The following is a 16,550-nucleotide window of genomic DNA, read 5'->3' as shown; positions in this document are numbered from 1 at the left end:
GAGCCTGCTGTCCGAAACGTTTCGGAGATCCACCCTAGGAGTGGCGCCTGGACCGGTCAAGGTGCAGGCGGGCCGGTCGACGCGCGGACGACCAACCGTGGCGTGATCAAGCGCTGCTCGTCGTACCCGTCGCCGCGCTCGATCGCCGTCAGCACCTGGCGGACGAGCAGTCGTCCGGCCTGCTCGATCGGTTGATGCATCGTGGTCAGTGCCGGGGTGACGAGATGGGCGGCGTCGATGTCGTCGAAGCCGACGACGCTCAGGTCACCCGGGATGCGGACGCCGCGTTCGTCGCTGGCGCGGAGCACACCCATCGCCAGGAGGTCGTTCAACGCGACGACGGCCGTCGGTGGGTCGTCGCGATCGAGCAGCCGGCACCCGGCTGCGTACCCGGAGTCGACGTGGAACCCCGCCTCGACGACGTCGTCGACCCGGACATCGAGGTCGTGCTCACGCATCGCCCGATGGAACGAACGGAGCCGGTAGATCGCCTTGCTGTGCTCGGTCGGTTCGGTGATGCACGCGATGTGACGGTGTCCGAGCTCGACCAGCAGGTCGACCGCCGGTTGCAGCGAGTCGTCGATCTCGTCGACGACCGGGAAGCCGGCCTGGTCGGGAAGGCGTCCGAACGTCACGAACGGGAAGGACTGCTCGAGCAGGTACGCGATCCGCTCGTCGTCGGCGGCCGTCCGGAGGACGACGAACCCGTCGACACGCTTCTGCTGGATGGATCGCTCGTACGCAGCGAGTGGGTGCTCGTCGCCAGGTGGCGTCGAGAGCAGCAGTTCGAAGCCGTGGCCACCCGCTTCGTCGACCATCCATGCGAGCAACTCGCCCAGGAACGGGTCGGAGAGACGAGCGGTCGTCGGCTGCAGCACGAGTCCGATCGAGTGCGCGTGCGTCTCGGGGACCTTCAGCCGACGGGCGGCGATGTTCGGCGTGTAGCCCAGTTCGCGGGCGGCACGCAGAGCACGCTCCCGCGTGGTCGGGGCGACGTCCGCGTGGTCGTTGAGCGCCCGCGAGACCTGCGTGACCGACAACCCGGCGGCACGGGCGACGTCGCGCAGGGTCGGTCTGTTCGATCTCGCCACCCTCGCACCGTCCGTCGAGTCCGCCTCCGCCGTCAGGACGTCCGATCGTAGAGGACCATGCCGCTCTCGGGATCGATCCACCGGATCTGATCGGCACGGAATCGGATCCACAACTGCTGATCCGGGACGGCTTCGAACGACGGGTGCGTCGACACCTTCAGCTGGTGGCCGCCGACGTCGACCGTCAACAGGTTCTGGGAGCCGAGCGGCTCGACGACGTGGACCCGTACCGGGAAGCCCTCGTCGACGCGCTCGGCCGTGGTCTCGATGTTCTCGGCGCGGATGCCGAGGGTGACGTGGTCGCCGCCGAGTTCGCTCAGCATGCGGCCGATGCCGGCGGGCGGGTGCATCACGTGCTCGTCGACCCTGACCTCGACGCCCGTGCCGTTGCTCGCGATCTTGCCGTCGAGGAAGTTCATCGGCGGGTTGCCGAGGAACCCGCCGACGAAGTGGTTGGCGGGTTCCTCGTAGACCGTCGTCGGCGTGTCGACCTGCTGGATGACGCCGTCGCGCATGACGGCGACCCGATCACCCATGCTGAGCGCCTCGATCTGGTCGTGGGTCACGTAGACCGTCGTCGCGTTGATGTCGGCGAGCAGTCGCTTCAGCTCGGCGCGCATCTCGAGCCGGAGGAGCGCGTCGAGGTTGCTGAGCGGCTCGTCCATCAGCAGCACCTGGGCCTCCATCGCCAGCGCTCGCGCGACGGCGACGCGCTGGCGCTGACCGCCGCTCATGTCGCTCGGCCGGCGGTCGAGGAGCTCCTCGATGTGCAAGAGCTCGGCGGCGCTGTTCACGCGACGCTCGATCTCGGACTTGTCGACCTTGCGCATCTTGAGCCCGAACCCGACGTTCGCGCGGACCGTCATGTGCGGGAAGATCGCGTAGCTCTGGAACACCATCGAGATCTTCCGGTCGCCCGGCCTGGTGTAGGTGATGTCGCGACCGTCGATCGCGATGCGGCCCGAATCGGCCATGCCGAGACCCGCGATCGCACGGAGCAGCGTCGTCTTGCCGCATCCGCTCGGCCCGAGCAGCACGAGGAACTCGCCGTCGTGGATCGTCAGGCTCGCGTCGTCCACGGCGACCTTGTCGCCGAACGTCTTGGTGACCTTCTCGATGAGGATCTCAGCCATGGCGGACGACCTCCGATGTCGTCTCCGATGTCGTGTTCACTTGGTCACCTGACCCCACATGTTGAACAGGTACTTCCGGACGAAGAACATGAAGATGATCGACGGCAGCATCAGGGCGAAGCCGCCGGCGAACTGGAACGCGTCCGACGACTCGCCGAGCGAGTTGAGCACGAGCGCCGGCAGCGTGCGGTTCTCGAGCGTGAGCACGCTCGCTGCGAACACCTCGTTCCACGACAGCACGAACGTGAACAGGCCCGCCGCCGCGATGCCGGGCAGCACGAGCGGCACGACGATGTGGCGGAACGACTGGAACGCGGTGGCGCCGAAGACCTGCCCCGCCTCCTCGAGCTCGTAGGGCACGCTCGCGAACACGCTCGCGATGACGAGGAGCGTGGTCGGCATCGTGAGCGCGGTGTGCATCAGCGCCAGGCTCCACACGCTGTCGAAGACGTCGGCCCGGATGAACAGCACGGCGAGCGGGATCGACAGGACCACGATCGGGAACGCCCGCACCGCCAGGACCGACAGCCGGAACAGGTCGCGGCCGCGGAAGGCGTAGCGCGCGATCGCGTAGCCGGCCGGTGTGGCGATGATCGTCGAGAGCACGAGCGTGATCATGGCGACGAGGATGCTGTTCCAGAGGCCCTCCGCGACCCCTTCCGACTCGAGGAAGAACTGCATCGTGTCGGTCGAGAACGGGATGAACGGCAGCACGTTCTTCGGGTACGAGCGAACCGTCTCGGCGGTCGTGAACGCCATCGAGAAGATGAACAGGATCGGCACGAAGATCCAGAGCGCGACCAGTATCGCCACGACGTACGCTCCGACCCGGCCGCGCTGGGAGCGGCGCCGCATCTTGCGGTGCAGCTCGACGACCTCGGGCGAGTCGAGGGCAGGGAGCTCGGCATTCGTCATGTGTCTCGCACCTCCGACTCGGCGCGCACGGCTCGCAGGTAGAAGATCGCGCTCGCCACCGAGAGCAGGAGGATGAACAGGGCGTAGGCGGAGGCGACGTTGTCGTTGCGGAAGTCGTCGTACTGCCGGTACGTCTCGTGGGCCAGGACGGTCACCACGTCGCCGCCGCTCAGGGCGACCACCACCGCGAACACCTGGAGGGCGAGGATCGTGCGCAGGATCAGCGCGACCTGGATGCTCGGCCGCAGCAGCGGCAGGATGACGTGGCGCACGCGCTGCCAGTAGCTGGCGCCGAACAGCTCGGCCGCTTCGAGCGTCTCGTCGGGGATGGCCTGCAGGCCGGAGACGAGGATGACCATCACGATCGACGTCGCCCGCCACAGCTCGGCGAGCACGATCGCGAAGATGATCCAGTTGCGCGTCTCGGCGGTGAGGAACGCCTGCGGCGAATCGATGATGCCGAGCCCCTCGAGGATGCTGTTGAGGAACCCGTTGCCCCTGAAGATCGACAGGAAGAGGATGCCGACCGCGAGGTCGGACATGCCCATCGGCAGGGTGAACGCGTAGAGGAACCCCGATGTGAACCTGATCCGGGCGTGGATCACGAGCGCCATGACCATCGCCAGCACGAACTGGATCGGCAGGATCAGCACCATCAACAGGAGCGTGGTCCTGACGGCGTCCTCGAAGAAGCGGTCGTTGATCATCCGGTCGATGAACTTCGTCGTGAAGACGCCCTCGGTGCCGCGGTCGATGCGGCCCTCCTCGCCGTTCTCGAAGACCTGGATGAACCGCGACGGTGCCCAGCCGGCCGCGGTCGAGTCGTCGAGCGGTCGGACCTGGAACCACACCTCGAGGATCGCGACCTCGGTGATGTCGATGGGCGCACGCTCGTCGAGCTGGCCGACGGCGGCGGCGTTCTCGTTCGGTTCGTCCCGGATCTCGGTGAACGGATCGGCGCCGGCCGCCAGCTGCGGACGGATCGTGCCGCCGATTGGCGTGCCGTCGCCGGCTTCCTCGCGCACCCGCACCCGTGCCTCCGACACCCACCCCTCGACGACCGAGCCGTCGGCCTGCTCGCCCTCGACCAGGAACCAGAGCTCGGTCAGGAGGTCGCCGCCCTCGGTCTCCTCGGCCAGCAGGTTGCCCTGCTGGCCGAGAACGGCTACCGGGGTGCCCTGCTCGACGCGCGCGACCTCGTCACCGTCGAGGCTCGCTTCGTCGATGAGCGGGAGCTCGGCCTCGTCGTCGTAGATCGCGAGCCGCAGTCCCTCGTACATCGGGTAGGCGAAGAACATCGCCAGGTAGATCACCGTCGGCGCGATCAGCAGGTACGGGACGATCTTGCGGCGCCACGGGCGACGCGGCGGACCCGCATCGCCCGCGGCGGGCTGATCGGCCTCGTCGAGCGCCACGGTCGCGAGCGTGACTTCGGTTCCCTCGCTCACCGTTCAGCATCCCTGGTCACGTCGACCCCCTCAGACGACGGTAGGACAGACGACGGTGCCGACCCCGGGCGGGGCCGGCACCGTCGACGATGGATGTTCGTCAGCCCGCAGGGTTGACGACGCAGGGCCCGTCGCTGGCCGGGTCGGGAGCCCAGCAGGGGGCGCCCGTCTCGTTCAGCAGGGCCTGCAAGCGGTCGCCCTCTTCGTTGAGGACGGTTGCGATGTCCTCGCCGTCGAGCACGACCCGCGAGAACGCGGCCCGGAAGATGTCGTTGATCTCGCCGCCACGCTCGCCGAGTCCGACCGGCAGCAGCGCCGCGATCGCGTCGGGCGAGTTGGCCAGCTTGTCGACTGCGGCGGCCTCGATGGCCACACCTGCCGGCAGCGCGCTGGTGTCGACGCCTCCCACGACCGGGAAGAACGCCAGCTCGGAGAGCACCTGTGCCTGTGTGTCCGGGCGGGTCAGGTACTCGATGACGGCCTCCGCCGCCTCCGGGTTCGACGAGTCGGCCGGGATGCCGAGACCGACGATGACCGGCATGAAGCCGCGACCGGCCGCACCGGCCGGCGTCGGGAAGCCGACGAAGGTGTCGGGGTCGTTGCTGAACGCATCGATCAGGCGCGCGACGTGGTCGAACGCCACCCAGACCTCGCCGGATTGGAGCGGCTCCTGCATGAAGTCGTAGTTGATCGACTCGGGGTTGATCGTCGGCCACAGGGAGTCGCGTGCCCACGTGAGCATGTCGACGGCCTCCGCACTGCGGAACTCGCTCACCATGCCACCCGTGAACGACGGCCACATGTAACCCTCGAGGAAGCGGTGGAACAGGCCGGCGACCGGCAGGCCGCACAGCGGCTGGCCCTCGCCGTCGAGGATCGCCTGGCACCAGTCACCGTACTGCTCCCAGGTGAGGGCGTCGATGTCGGCACCGTCCGGCAGGTAGGCCAGGGCGTCGTTGTGGGCGGCCATGATGTAGGTCGCCTGCATCCAGGGCACGTAGTAGAGGAAGTCTTCGGTGCCGAGCAGGCCGGCCTGCACGAACGACTCGGCGAACTCGCGGTCCGCGCTCAGGTCGTCGAGCACGTCGATCATGTTCGTCATCGCGTTCTCGTCGGCCAGCGGCGGGAACGTGCCGTGCAACGCCCCGAGCACGTCGATGGCGCCGGCACCCGCCAGGATCTGAGTGATCGCGTCGCCTTCCTCGGAGGGCGTGAAGTCGATCCCAGCCGGATCCAAGATGGTCCGGAACACTTCGCCCTCCTCGACGGGAGCGAACTGCGTGCTCACGAACGAGGCGGCGGATGCGTCCATGTCGTCGTCGGGCGCCTCGGTCGCCGGCGGTGCGGTCTCCTCCGGCTCGTCCTCGTCCATGTCGTCGTCGGGCGCCTCGGTCGCCGGCGGTGCCGTCTCCTCGGGCTCCTCGTCGTCGGGCGCGTCCGTCGCTGCCGGTGCCGTGTCCTCGGCCTCGTCGTCGTCATCGTCCCCGCACGCGCCCGCGACGAGCGCGAACGCAGCGAGGACCGAGGCGACTTTCACGAGGCGGCGGCCGGACCGGGACGTGTCGTACCTGGTCATCTTTCCCTCCCCTGGAGCCGGCGGCGGCTCCGGTCGTGACTGGGTAGCGGGCCTCCGAAACGTTTCGGGAGTCCCGCGTCGAACGTACTCCCGGGCCCGGGAAGGTGTCAACCGTGACGTCTCGTCGACCGTGACCTGGCGTCACCGGTGACGCAACGTCAACCGTGACGTCTCGTCACGGTGGGAGCAGGAACCCCTCGGTCAGCCCGACCGTGAGTCGATGGTCGGGCGTCAGCACCGTGATCGAGTTCGGCCAGATGCCCTCGATCGCGGCCTGGCGGATCGGACCGATCCGCCAGCGCTCGCGGCCGTCGGCGGCGTCGAGGCGGACGAGCCCGTCGTCGGTGTCCAGCGCAGCGACGATGCCCCGCTCGGCGTCGACCGCGAACACCGGCGCGCCCGCCGGACCGGGCGCCAGCTCGAACGACCACCGCTGCCGACCGTCGACGGGCCCGATGGCGATCAACCGGTCCGGCGACCGGTCGGAGCGCTCGGTGACGATCGCGACCTCACCCGCTTCGATCGGCCGGTGCCACGTGACCCCGGCGGGAGCGTCGCGGCGCCAGCCGACGTCGCCGGTGGCGGCGTCGATCGAGACGATCGACGAGCCGACTCCGCCGTCGACCACTGCCCACCACGAGTTGCCGATCGGCTCGATCACGTCGGCACCGGCCACGGGGACCGACCAGGCCGGCTCGCCGGTCGCGACGTCGAACGCGACGAGTGCCTCGCCGAGGACGGCCACGGCGAGGTCGTCGGCGAACCCGACCGGCCGGGCGTCGTCGTCCCCCGCCCGCCAGCGCGGCAACAGCGTCGGCACATCGAGCGCGACGAGACCGCCGCGCGGAGCTCCCCGCAGGACGGTGTCGGTCCGGTGCTCCCGTGGATCGACGACGTAGACCTCAATCTCGTCGAGCTCATCGGTGCTCAGCGGGCGGTCGGCGTCGACGTCGACCTCGGGCGGTGAACACGCCGGTTCGTCGGCCGCGACCGCCTCGGCACACCGCGCGAGGTCGACGACGATGCGCAGATCGCCGCGGTCGAGCGTCACCGAACGCTCCTCGCTCGAACGGACGTCGAGCGGTGTCGTGCCGATCGCGTGCGGCAGTCGCAACGACAGCCCGGTGCCGTCGCGCAACCTGACGCCGCCGACGACCGCCTCGCCACCGAGGTCGGTCAGCGCCATGGTCTGGGCGTTGGCGACGCGGCCGGCGACGGCGGCCTCGACGCCGGACAGCGTCGGACCGCCGAGCCAGTCCTGGTCGAGCGGCGCGGTGTCGCCGACCGGCAGCGCACCGCCGCCCACGCAGGCGAGCCAGACACCGCCCCGGACCGGTGTCCGCCAGCCGGTCGGTGAGCCCGAGTCCCGCGTGACGAGCGCCACGAGCTCGAGGCCGTTTGCGACCTCGACCGCTCCGAGCATCCGGCCGGGCACCGAGAACGACGTCGGGAGCCCGTCGGTCTCGCCGTCGAGCGCGCGGGCACCCACCAGCTCGAAGGTCACCCAGCCGTCCTCGGGGTCGATGGATCGCAGCTGGCCGGCGACCACTCGATCGGACGACTCGAGGACGTCCCCGAACGAGGTCGCGGTCGCGGCGCGCAGGGCCGACGGGCTTGGTGCGAGCGCACCGACCACCTCGTCGGGGCGGCACTGCGAGGGCCGGGGCAGCTCGACCGGCGCCACTGCCTGCTCCGGCTGCGGTTTCGGTGGTGCCGACGTGCCGTCGTCGGGTCCACCGAAGACGGCGGCGACCGCCGCCGCGACGACGCCGACGAGCGCGACCGCAGCCAGCACAACCGCAGCGCGGGGCCGCCCGGTGCTCGGCGGCTGCGGGCGCGGCAGTGCGGGCGGCACCAGACCGTCGAGCGGGGCGAACTGGACCTCGACCGGTCGATCATCGAGCCGGCGCATCCGCTCCTCTGCAGCCTGGGCCAGACCGGAGCCGGCCTCGGTCGGGTCGCTCGGGCGCAGGCCGCCGCTGGCGGCGCCGGCACCGGCGAGCGCGAACTCGGTCAGCTCGTCGGCGTCGAAGCGAGCGAAATGGGCACCGAGCAACGAACGGGTGTCCTCGATCGACAGCTGGTGCAGACGGTCGGAGAGTTCGTGGATCGACTGGTCGAGGGGCAGGCCGATTCGGAGTTCGTCGCGAGCCGCGTCGAGATGATCGAAGGCTGCGATCCACAGATCCACTCGCCTGACCGGCGCATCGGCCCCTGCGGCGAGCTCGGCCACGTGGCGAACCGCTTCGGTCGCCAGGCTCACCGACGCCGAGGTGGCGACGAGCGCGCGCCAGAGCTCGACGTGGTCCGACTCGAGCATCGTGTGGGCGCCGGCTCGTGCATCCATGCGCGAGCGTCGACAGTACGGCGAGTCCGGGCGGGCTGCCCCACGCTGCGCGGCTTGGGGCTCTCGGGGATCCCCCGACCGTCAGGACGCAAGGAGACCGACTGCAGCCAGCGCGAGTGCCATGCCGGCGAGCTGGGTCCGCGTGATCCGTTCCTTCGTCACGACGCGCGCGAGCAACACGGTGACGGCGGGATAGAGAGACGCCAGCACGGCACCGATCGAGAGCAGACCGGCCCTAGTCGCCAGCACGAACAACACGGCGGCAGCGGCGTCGAACAGGCCGGCGAGCACCACACCGACGCGGCTGCCGCGCTCCGGGAACACAGCAGTCCTGGTCGCCAGTGCTCCGATCGTGAACATGACGACCGAGACGAGCCGGGCGCCGGCGAGCGGCATGTGGCCCGCCGACTCGCTGGCGCGGTAGATGAAGACGAAGAACGTGCCGAACCCGATCCCCGACAGCAGCGCCTCCGGGATCCCGGGCTGCGCGAGCATGCGGCGCCAGATCGGCGGACGCGGCTGCTCAGCGATCGCGGGTGTCGGGCTCACCGCTGGCGAGACGTGTGACGGCCTCGGGGCCCTGAGCAACGGTGCGGTCGCCCGCATCGCCAAGGTCGTCACCAGGATCGTGGCGAGCGCCAACGCCATCATCGCCGCGCGTGCGGTCGTCAGCGGCTCGTCCGACAGGAGCTCGACGACCGGTCCGGCTGCGATGCCGAGGGCGGCGACGGTCAGGGCGACCAGGAGAGCGACGATGACGAACAGCAGGCTGCGGACGGTCACGTCGAGATCGTTCGCATCGTCGGTGCCGGACGCGATCGGTTCGACCGGGGGCGCAGCCGGCTCGATGCGAGTCGCCGCCGTCGGCGTCTGCGCGGCTCGCCGCACCGCGGCCGGATGCGGGCCTCGGGCGACCAACGCGGCGGCGTCGGGGGTGGGGAGCGACCAGACCGAGCCGGCGTCGCGGGTGGGGAGCGACCAGACCGATGCGGCTGCAGATGAGGTGCGGGCGAGCACGCGCGGCGTCACCGCGCCGAATTCCTCGACCCAATCGTCGGGCACCGTGAGCGAACCGCCCTCCGGGCCGTCGGCGGGTCGAAGGACGTCGAGGCCGTCGTCATCCCCCGTCGCGGTCTCCGGCGGTGAGCTCGCACCTGCCTCGTCGTCGGCGGCATCGGGCGCGGTCAGTGAGACCAGCACGATCGCCACGAGGGCCAGTCCGATACCGACGAGGCCGAGCTGCGAGATCGACTCCCCGGTCAGCACACCGGCAAGCACCGGGATGATCGCTGCACCCGCAGCGGTGATCGGGGCGACGACGGCCATCGAACCCTTTCCGAGCCCGCGGAACAACAGCATCGCGCCGACGCCGCCGCCCAGCCCGGCGGCCAGTCCCCAGCCGAGATCGGTGAGTGTGGGCTCACCGACGATCGTCGGCCAGCGCCATCGGGTCTCCTCGCCACCGGCGAACCCGACCAACGACGTCCAGAGGGGGCCGATGTCGACGGTGACGCACACGAGTGCGATCACCGCCGTCAGGTGAGTGAGGACGACGACGGAGACGGCGGAAGACGTTCGGCTCGCCTTGCCGGCTGCGAAGTCGGACGAGCCCCATCCCACGGCCGCCAGGAGCGCAAGGAGCGCGGCCATGTCGGTCAGGCGTTCTCGAGCGCGGCGTCCTTGGCAGCGGCCGCCGCACGACGCTTGGCAGCGTTCGTCCGACGCCTGCCGGGGGTTGCCGTCGCAGCGTTCGAGTCACCGTCGGCACTAGTCCCGCTCTTCGAGGCCTTCGCGCCGTTCGAGTCGCCGCTGCCGTTGGTGCCGGCCTGGGCAGGCTCGCGGCCGTTGGCGCCCTCGGGGATCGGCTTCGGCGTGGGCTTCGTCGACGACTTGGCCGATGCGACGAGCTGCATCCGTCCCTCGCTGTGGTTCGAGGTCAGGATCTTCTCGGCGGCGACACCCGCCATCCAGTCGAGGCCCTGGAAGCGGGCATCGACCATCGCACGCTCCAGCACGGCGGACTCGATGATCCGGCCGGGGGAGTAGCGCTGGAACTTGCTGTCGAAGTGGCCGTCGAAGACGCGGTAGGCGTCGTCGTCGATGATGCCGATCACGAAACCGGCGATCTCGTCGTCGATGAGCATCGTCGACACCTCGATCTGGCCGCTGGCGCCGTGGGCCAGCACGAGGCGCCGCCACAGCTCGCGGGTCTTCGGATCGTCGAGGTCGCTGTCGCGGCCGGTGTCGTGATCGCGCTCGACGTGGATCTGCTCGAGTTGCGGCAGCACCTCCATGATCTCGAACTCGGACCGTGCGATGTGCATGTCGACGTCGAGGCCGTCGGTCTCGAGGCGGTTCCAGGCCTTCTTGATCTGACGTCGCATGTTGCGAGACAGGAAGTCGGGCAGCTTGGGGTCGTCGCCGAAGATCACCTGGGGCACCCAGAGGTCGGGCGTCATCTCGGCGTTCGGGAGCTGCTGGGCGAGCAGGCGGGCGACGGTGTCACCCTCGGGGAGCTGCTGGAAGTGCAGCGTCCAGGATCCGAAGTCGTCGAGCCAGTCCTTGATGCCCTTGGCGAGCATCTTCGAGGCCCGCTCGCTGCGCGACGGGAAGCGGGTGCAGGCGATCGTGCCGTGGCCCATCGCGACGACCTCGGTCGTCAGGCCCTGCTTGCGGTGCGCCAGCAGCGCCGCCGCCTCGACCCGACCGGTCGAGCGCTCGCGGACCAGGACCGTCTTCGGCGTCCAGTCGTCGTACACCGATGCCCAGGTGTCCATCCATCGGGTGCGCGCCATGACCGGGATCTTCAGGTCGGTGTGGAGGCTGCCGAGCTGCGGCAGCACGTCCTTGAGCGTGTCGAACCCGTCGCGGAGGTGGATGTCCATCGGCGCGGTCTTGCGGGCCTTCGCGCTGCGGGCGTCGCTGCGCAGCTGATCGTCGATCGTCGCGGCCGGCATCGGGCGGGCGAACAGGTAGCCCTGGCCGAACGTGCAGTTCAGGCCGACGAGCTTCGACTTCTGATCGCCGTTCTCGATGCCCTCGGCGACGGTCGCCACCTCGAGGCTGTGGGCCAGTTCGACGACGGCACGCACGAGCGCCTCCGACGTGGGGCTGGTCTCCATCTCGGCGACGAACGAGCGATCGATCTTGATCGTGTCGACGGGGAATCGTCGAAGGTACGACAGCGACGAGTAGCCGGTGCCGAAGTCGTCGATCGCCACCTTGACCTTCATCGCCTTGAGCTGGTCGAGGGCGCGCGACCCGCGGTCGGTCTCCTCGATGAGCATGCTCTCGGTGATCTCGATCGTCAGCGCCTCGGGCTCGAGACCGGAGTCGGAGAGTGCGTCGGCGACGTCCTCCAAGAGGCTCGGGTCGTGCAGCTGCCGGACCGAGAGGTTGACGGCGACGCCCGTCGGCGCGGTGTCGGGGAACTCGTTGCGCCAGCGCATCACCTGGCTGCAGGCCTCCCGCAGGACCCAGCGGCCGATCGGGACGATCTGACCGGTCTGCTCGGCGAGGGCGATGAAGCGATCGGGCATCACCGTGCCACGCGTGGGGTGGTTCCAGCGGATGAGCGCCTCGACGCTGCGGACCCGCTCGTCGTCGAGGCCGACGATCGGCTGGTAGTTGAGCTCGAACTGGCCGCGCTCCAGCGCGACCTGGAGGTCGGTCTTGAGGTCGAGGCGCTCGATCGCCTCGAGGTGCATGCCCTGCTCGAAGAACTCGAAGCGGCCCTTGCCCTTGCTCTTGGCCCGGTACATCGCGACGTCGGCGGCCCGTAGGATCGTCTCGGCGCGCTCGATGTTGGCACGGCGCTCGACGGCGATGCCGACGCTCGCCGAGATCATGATCTCGCGATCGTCGATGACGACCGGCATCTCGAGGCTGTCCTGGACGCGCTGCGCGACGGCGACTGCATCCTGGCGGTCGACGGCGCTCTCGAGCAACACCGCGAACTCGTCGCCGCTGAGCCGGGCGACGGTGTCGTTGGTGCGCACGCAGTCCTTCAGCCGGGCCGCGACGGCGACGAGCAGCTCGTCGCCGACCTGGTGGCCGAGGCTGTCGTTGATGAACTTGAAGTCGTCGAGGTCGACGAAGAGCACCGAGACGACGCCCTCCTTGCGCTGCTGGACGAAGTTCTCGACCCGCTCGCCGAACAGCACACGGTTGGCGAGGCCGGTGAGGGCGTCGTGGCGGGCGTCGTGGCGAGCCTGCTGCTCCTTGTTCTGGACGATCTCCACGAGCCCCATCAGGCGGATCAGCACCAGGCTGAACATCGCCATCGAAGCGATCGTGGTCAGGATCTTGTCGAAGGGCTCACCCCAGATCAGGTCGATCACCGGCACGGCGAACACGACGAGGAACAGCACGAACAGGCGGTTGCGGGTGATGTGGCCGTTCTGCGATTCGCGGACCTGCGAATCCTCACCCATCGAGGGGTGCAGGGCGCCGGCGGCGATCAGCACGTAGAAGCCGAGCCAGAACGCATCGGCGAAGCCGCCGGTCTGGAAGGTCCCGGCGGTGTTGAGCACCCCGTAGATCGTGTCGGCGACCATCAGGCTCGACAGCCCCACGGTCATCAGGGCGAACGACGCCTGGCGGAGGTGGACGGCGGTCACCAGCCGGGCGGCCACGGCGACCAGCGCGACGTCCATCACCGGGTAGGCCAGCGAGATCAGCCGGCCACCGAGGTTCATCGTGTCGTCGGTGACGTAGGTGTCCATGACGAGGATGCCGAGCACGGCGAACGTGGCGACCGCGATCAGGCCGGCGTCGACCAGGCTGGCGAGGTCGCGGCCGGGCGAGAACGTCCGGAGCAGGCCCACGAGCCCTGCGATCATCAGCGGGTACATGCCGAGGTAGAAGGCGTCGGCGACGGACGGGAACGGCACCTCGTTCGTCGTCAGCTCCAGCACGTAGTAGACGATGTCGGCGGTGAGGAACGACGCCAGCGAGGCGACGATGAAGTACCACGCTCTCTTGTTGGCCGGGTTGTTGCGCTTGATCCCGAGCAGGGTGGCGATGACGGCCGACAGCCCGATCCCGTTGTACAGCACCAACTTCGACAGGCTGGTCGTCTCGACCAGGAAGTAGGTCGCTGCCACCGCGGTGGTCATCAGCAGGTAGAGCTTCCAGACGTTCGTATTCACGAACAGTGCTTCGGCCGCGCGGCAACCCGGTTGAGGGATCTTGACGGATCGCGGCCGGGACGGAACGCGAACCTCGACGGAGCGTGCCCACCGTGGGCTCGACGAGCACGAAGCGCGGTGATCGCAGTGCGATAACGGGTGCGAGGCCCTGTTATTCCGCGGTCTTCGCCGGCGGGCCCGTGTGGGATGTGAATGTCGTGGCGGTACGTCTGGAAGGCACAGTCAAGCGCATGAGCGCCCAGAGGTGAAGGCAAGGATTGCTCAAGATGCCGGGCGGTCCGACCTGCGTGAGGGTCGCGGGATGCGCTGTCACAGCCCCTGACTAGCCTCCAACCATCGCCGATCATGCCGTGCTCGGGGCGTTCTCGCCGGCCGTACGTGAGTGGTTCGCGTCGTCGTTTCCCGAGCCGACGCCGCCCCAGGTGCATGGCTGGCCGCACATCGCCGCCGGCGAGCACACCCTGATCTGCGCGCCGACCGGCTCGGGCAAGACGCTGACCGCCTTCCTCGCCTCGATCGACCGGCTGGTGACGACGCCCCGCCCCGAGGAACGCACGCATCGGACGCGGGTGCTGTACATCTCGCCGCTCCGGGCGCTGGCGTTCGACATCGAGAAGAACCTGCGCGCGCCGCTGATCGGCATCGGCCTCGCCGCCGAGCGGATCGGCGAAGGTTTCACGGCGCCCGAGGTGGCGATGCGCACGGGCGACACGCCGTCGAACGAACGCCAGAAGCTGATCCGCCGCCCGCCCGACCTGCTGATCACGACACCCGAGTCGCTGTACCTGATGCTCACGTCGTCGGCCCGCGAGACGCTGCAGGGCGTCGAGACGGTGATCGTCGACGAGATCCACGCGATGGCCACCACCAAGCGCGGTGCCCATCTCGCGCTGACGCTCGAGCGGCTCGAAGAGATCACCGACGCGCCGCCCCAGCGGATCGGGTTGTCGGCGACGCAGCGCCCGCTCGAGGAGACCGCCCGGTTCCTCGGTGGCTACGGCGACGCGTCGACACCCCGCCCGGTCCGGATCATCGACGCCGGTGTCCGCAAGCAGCTCGAGGTCGACGTGATCGTGCCGGTCGAAGACATGGGGGCGCCTGGCGACGAGGCCACCCCGATGGGCGAGCCGGGGTCGGGCGAGCGTCGGTCGAGCATCTGGCCGAGCATCTATCCGCGAGTGCTCGAGCTGCTGCTGGCTCATCGATCGACCATCATCTTCTGCAACGCACGCCGTGCCGCCGAGCGACTTGCGGCCAAGCTCAACGAGCTGGCCGAGGAGCAGGGCATCGGCGTCGACGCCGAGACCGGGCTGATGACCGAGGATCTGGTCAAGGCCCACCATGGCTCGCTCGCCCGCGAGCAGAGGATCGTCATCGAGGACCAGCTCAAGCGGGGCGATCTGAGGGCGATCGTGGCGACCTCGTCGCTCGAGCTCGGCATCGACATGGGCGCCGTCGACCAGGTCATCCAGATCGAGTCACCCGGCGCGGTGAGCCGCGGCCTGCAGCGGATCGGCCGTGCCGGGCACCAGGTCGGCCAGCCGAGCAAGGGCGCGATCTTCCCCAAGCACCGGGGCGATCTCATCGAGGCTGCCGTCGTCACTCGGCGGATGCTCGACGGCGAGATCGAGCACAGCCGCTACCTCCGCAACCCCCTCGACGTGCTCGCGCAGCAGATCGTCGCGCACGCGGCGGCGACCGGCGACGTCGCGGTGTCCGAGCTGGCGGTGCTGGTGCGGCGCTGCGCGAACTTCCACGATCTGACCGACGAGCTGCTCGCCAACGTGCTCGACCTGCTCGCCGGCCGGTACCCGAGCGAGGAGTTCTCCGAGCTGCGACCGCGCATCGTGTGGGACCGCGTCAACGACGTCGTCCGGGCGCGCGACGGGTCGAAGCGGCTCGCCGTCACCAGCGGCGGCACGATCCCCGATCGCGGTCTGTTCGGCGTGTTCCTGCCCGACGGCACCCGCGTCGGCGAGCTCGACGAGGAGATGGTCTACGAGAGCCGCCCGGGCGAGACGTTCCTGCTCGGTGCGTCCACGTGGCGGATCGAGGACATCTCGTTCGAGCGGGTCACCGTGACGCCGGCGCCGGGTGAGCCGGGCAAGATGCCGTTCTGGCACGGCGACCGACCCGGCCGGCCGCTCGAGCTCGGCCGAGCGCTCGGTGCGTTCGTGCGCGACATCCGCGCGATGCCCGACGACGAGGCCCGCGAGCGCCTCGAGGAGGCGTACGCGCTCGATCCGCTCGCAGCGTCCAACGTCGTGCGGTACCTCGGTGAGCAGGCCGAGGCCACCGGTGCGGTGCCCGACGACCGCACGATCGTCGTCGAGCGCTTCCGCGACGAGATCGGCGATTGGCGCGTCTGCGTGCTCAGCCCGTTCGGGACGCCGGTTCATGCCCCGTGGGCGATGGCGATCGAGCGCCGGCTGATCGACCGGTACGACCTGCCGGTCGAGACGATGTGGGGTGACGACGGCATCGTGATCCGGCTGCCCGAGGCCGCCGACGAGCTCGACCCCGACGTGTTCGTCATCGACCCCGACGAGATCGACGAGCTCGTCGTGTCGAGCCTGCCGCAGACGTCGCTGTTCTCGGCCCGGTTCCGTGAGTGTGCCGGGCGGGCGTTGCTGCTGCCACGGCGGCGCCCCGACCAGCGCACCCCGCTGTGGCAACAGCGGCAGCGGGCCGCCGACCTGCTGAGCGTGGCCTCGAAGTACCCGACATTCCCGATCCTGCTCGAGACGTCGCGCGAGTGCCTCCAAGACGTGTTCGACGTGCCGGCCCTGCGCGAGGTGCTCGGGCAGTTGCAGTCCCGGCAGGTCCGGCTGGTGCAGGTCGACACCCCGGTGTCGAGCCCGATGGCGTCGAGCCTGCTGTTCAACTGGAT

At 69.6% G+C, this 16,550-nt stretch carries 9 protein-coding genes; 1 reads left to right on the top strand and 8 read right to left on the bottom strand.

Going from position 1 to position 16,550, the window contains the following annotated elements:
* Window positions 1-56: 56 nt before the first annotated feature.
* From QNJ12_RS12915 to QNJ12_RS12880, 8 genes are all read right to left on the bottom strand, one after another.
* Window positions 57-1,091 carry a LacI family DNA-binding transcriptional regulator gene (locus tag QNJ12_RS12915; RefSeq protein WP_300623068.1) on the bottom strand — a complete coding sequence of 345 codons (1,035 nt, stop codon included), beginning with the start codon at window positions 1,089-1,091 and terminating at the stop codon, window positions 57-59.
* Between the two features lie 32 nt (window positions 1,092-1,123).
* Complete coding sequence (locus tag QNJ12_RS12910) at window positions 1,124-2,224, bottom strand: ABC transporter ATP-binding protein (RefSeq protein WP_300623067.1); 1,101 nt, start codon at window positions 2,222-2,224, stop codon at window positions 1,124-1,126.
* 36 nt (window positions 2,225-2,260) lie between these two features.
* On the bottom strand, window positions 2,261-3,139 hold the full coding sequence (locus QNJ12_RS12905) for a carbohydrate ABC transporter permease (RefSeq protein WP_300623066.1): 879 nt from the start codon (window positions 3,137-3,139) through the stop codon (window positions 2,261-2,263).
* On the bottom strand, window positions 3,136-4,587 hold the full coding sequence (locus QNJ12_RS12900; protein WP_300623065.1) for a carbohydrate ABC transporter permease: 1,452 nt from the start codon (window positions 4,585-4,587) through the stop codon (window positions 3,136-3,138). The genes QNJ12_RS12905 and QNJ12_RS12900 overlap by 4 nt, the downstream gene beginning before the upstream one ends.
* Window positions 4,588-4,687: 100 nt before the next feature.
* Window positions 4,688-6,163, bottom strand: coding sequence for an ABC transporter substrate-binding protein (locus QNJ12_RS12895; protein ID WP_300623064.1), 1,476 nt, complete (start codon window positions 6,161-6,163; stop codon window positions 4,688-4,690).
* A gap of 175 nt (window positions 6,164-6,338) precedes the next feature.
* Window positions 6,339-8,510 (bottom strand): PQQ-binding-like beta-propeller repeat protein, encoded by a 2,172-nt coding sequence (locus tag QNJ12_RS12890; RefSeq protein ID WP_300623063.1) that lies wholly within the window; start codon window positions 8,508-8,510, stop codon window positions 6,339-6,341.
* Window positions 8,511-8,591: 81 nt separating this feature from the next.
* Window positions 8,592-10,160 (bottom strand): EamA family transporter, encoded by a 1,569-nt coding sequence (locus QNJ12_RS12885; RefSeq protein ID WP_300623062.1) that lies wholly within the window; start codon window positions 10,158-10,160, stop codon window positions 8,592-8,594.
* Between the two features lie 5 nt (window positions 10,161-10,165).
* Window positions 10,166-13,660, bottom strand: coding sequence for a GNAT family N-acetyltransferase (locus tag QNJ12_RS12880; RefSeq protein WP_300623061.1), 3,495 nt, complete (start codon window positions 13,658-13,660; stop codon window positions 10,166-10,168).
* A gap of 350 nt (window positions 13,661-14,010) precedes the next feature.
* Here QNJ12_RS12880 and QNJ12_RS12875 point away from each other — a divergent pair.
* Window positions 14,011-16,550 (top strand): DEAD/DEAH box helicase (locus QNJ12_RS12875; protein WP_300623060.1); only part of this gene is annotated, 2,540 nt, incomplete at its 3' end.

Origin of the sequence: Ilumatobacter sp. (genome assembly GCF_030065885.1) — a bacterium.
GTDB lineage: Bacteria > Actinomycetota > Acidimicrobiia > Acidimicrobiales > Ilumatobacteraceae > Ilumatobacter.
This window is presented reverse-complemented; position numbering and strand designations above follow the sequence as displayed.

Excerpts from the sequence above, each read along its gene's own strand:
- QNJ12_RS12910 (WP_300623067.1), bottom strand. The coding sequence starts at position 2,224 with ATGGCTGAGATCCTCATCGAGAAGGTCACCAAGACGTTCGGCGACAAG.
- QNJ12_RS12905 (WP_300623066.1), bottom strand. The coding sequence starts at position 3,139 with ATGACGAATGCCGAGCTCCCTGCCCTCGACTCGCCCGAGGTCGTCGAG.
- QNJ12_RS12895 (WP_300623064.1), bottom strand. The coding sequence starts at position 6,163 with ATGACCAGGTACGACACGTCCCGGTCCGGCCGCCGCCTCGTGAAAGTC.
- QNJ12_RS12890 (WP_300623063.1), bottom strand. The coding sequence starts at position 8,510 with ATGGATGCACGAGCCGGCGCCCACACGATGCTCGAGTCGGACCACGTC.
- QNJ12_RS12885 (WP_300623062.1), bottom strand. The coding sequence starts at position 10,160 with ATGGCCGCGCTCCTTGCGCTCCTGGCGGCCGTGGGATGGGGCTCGTCC.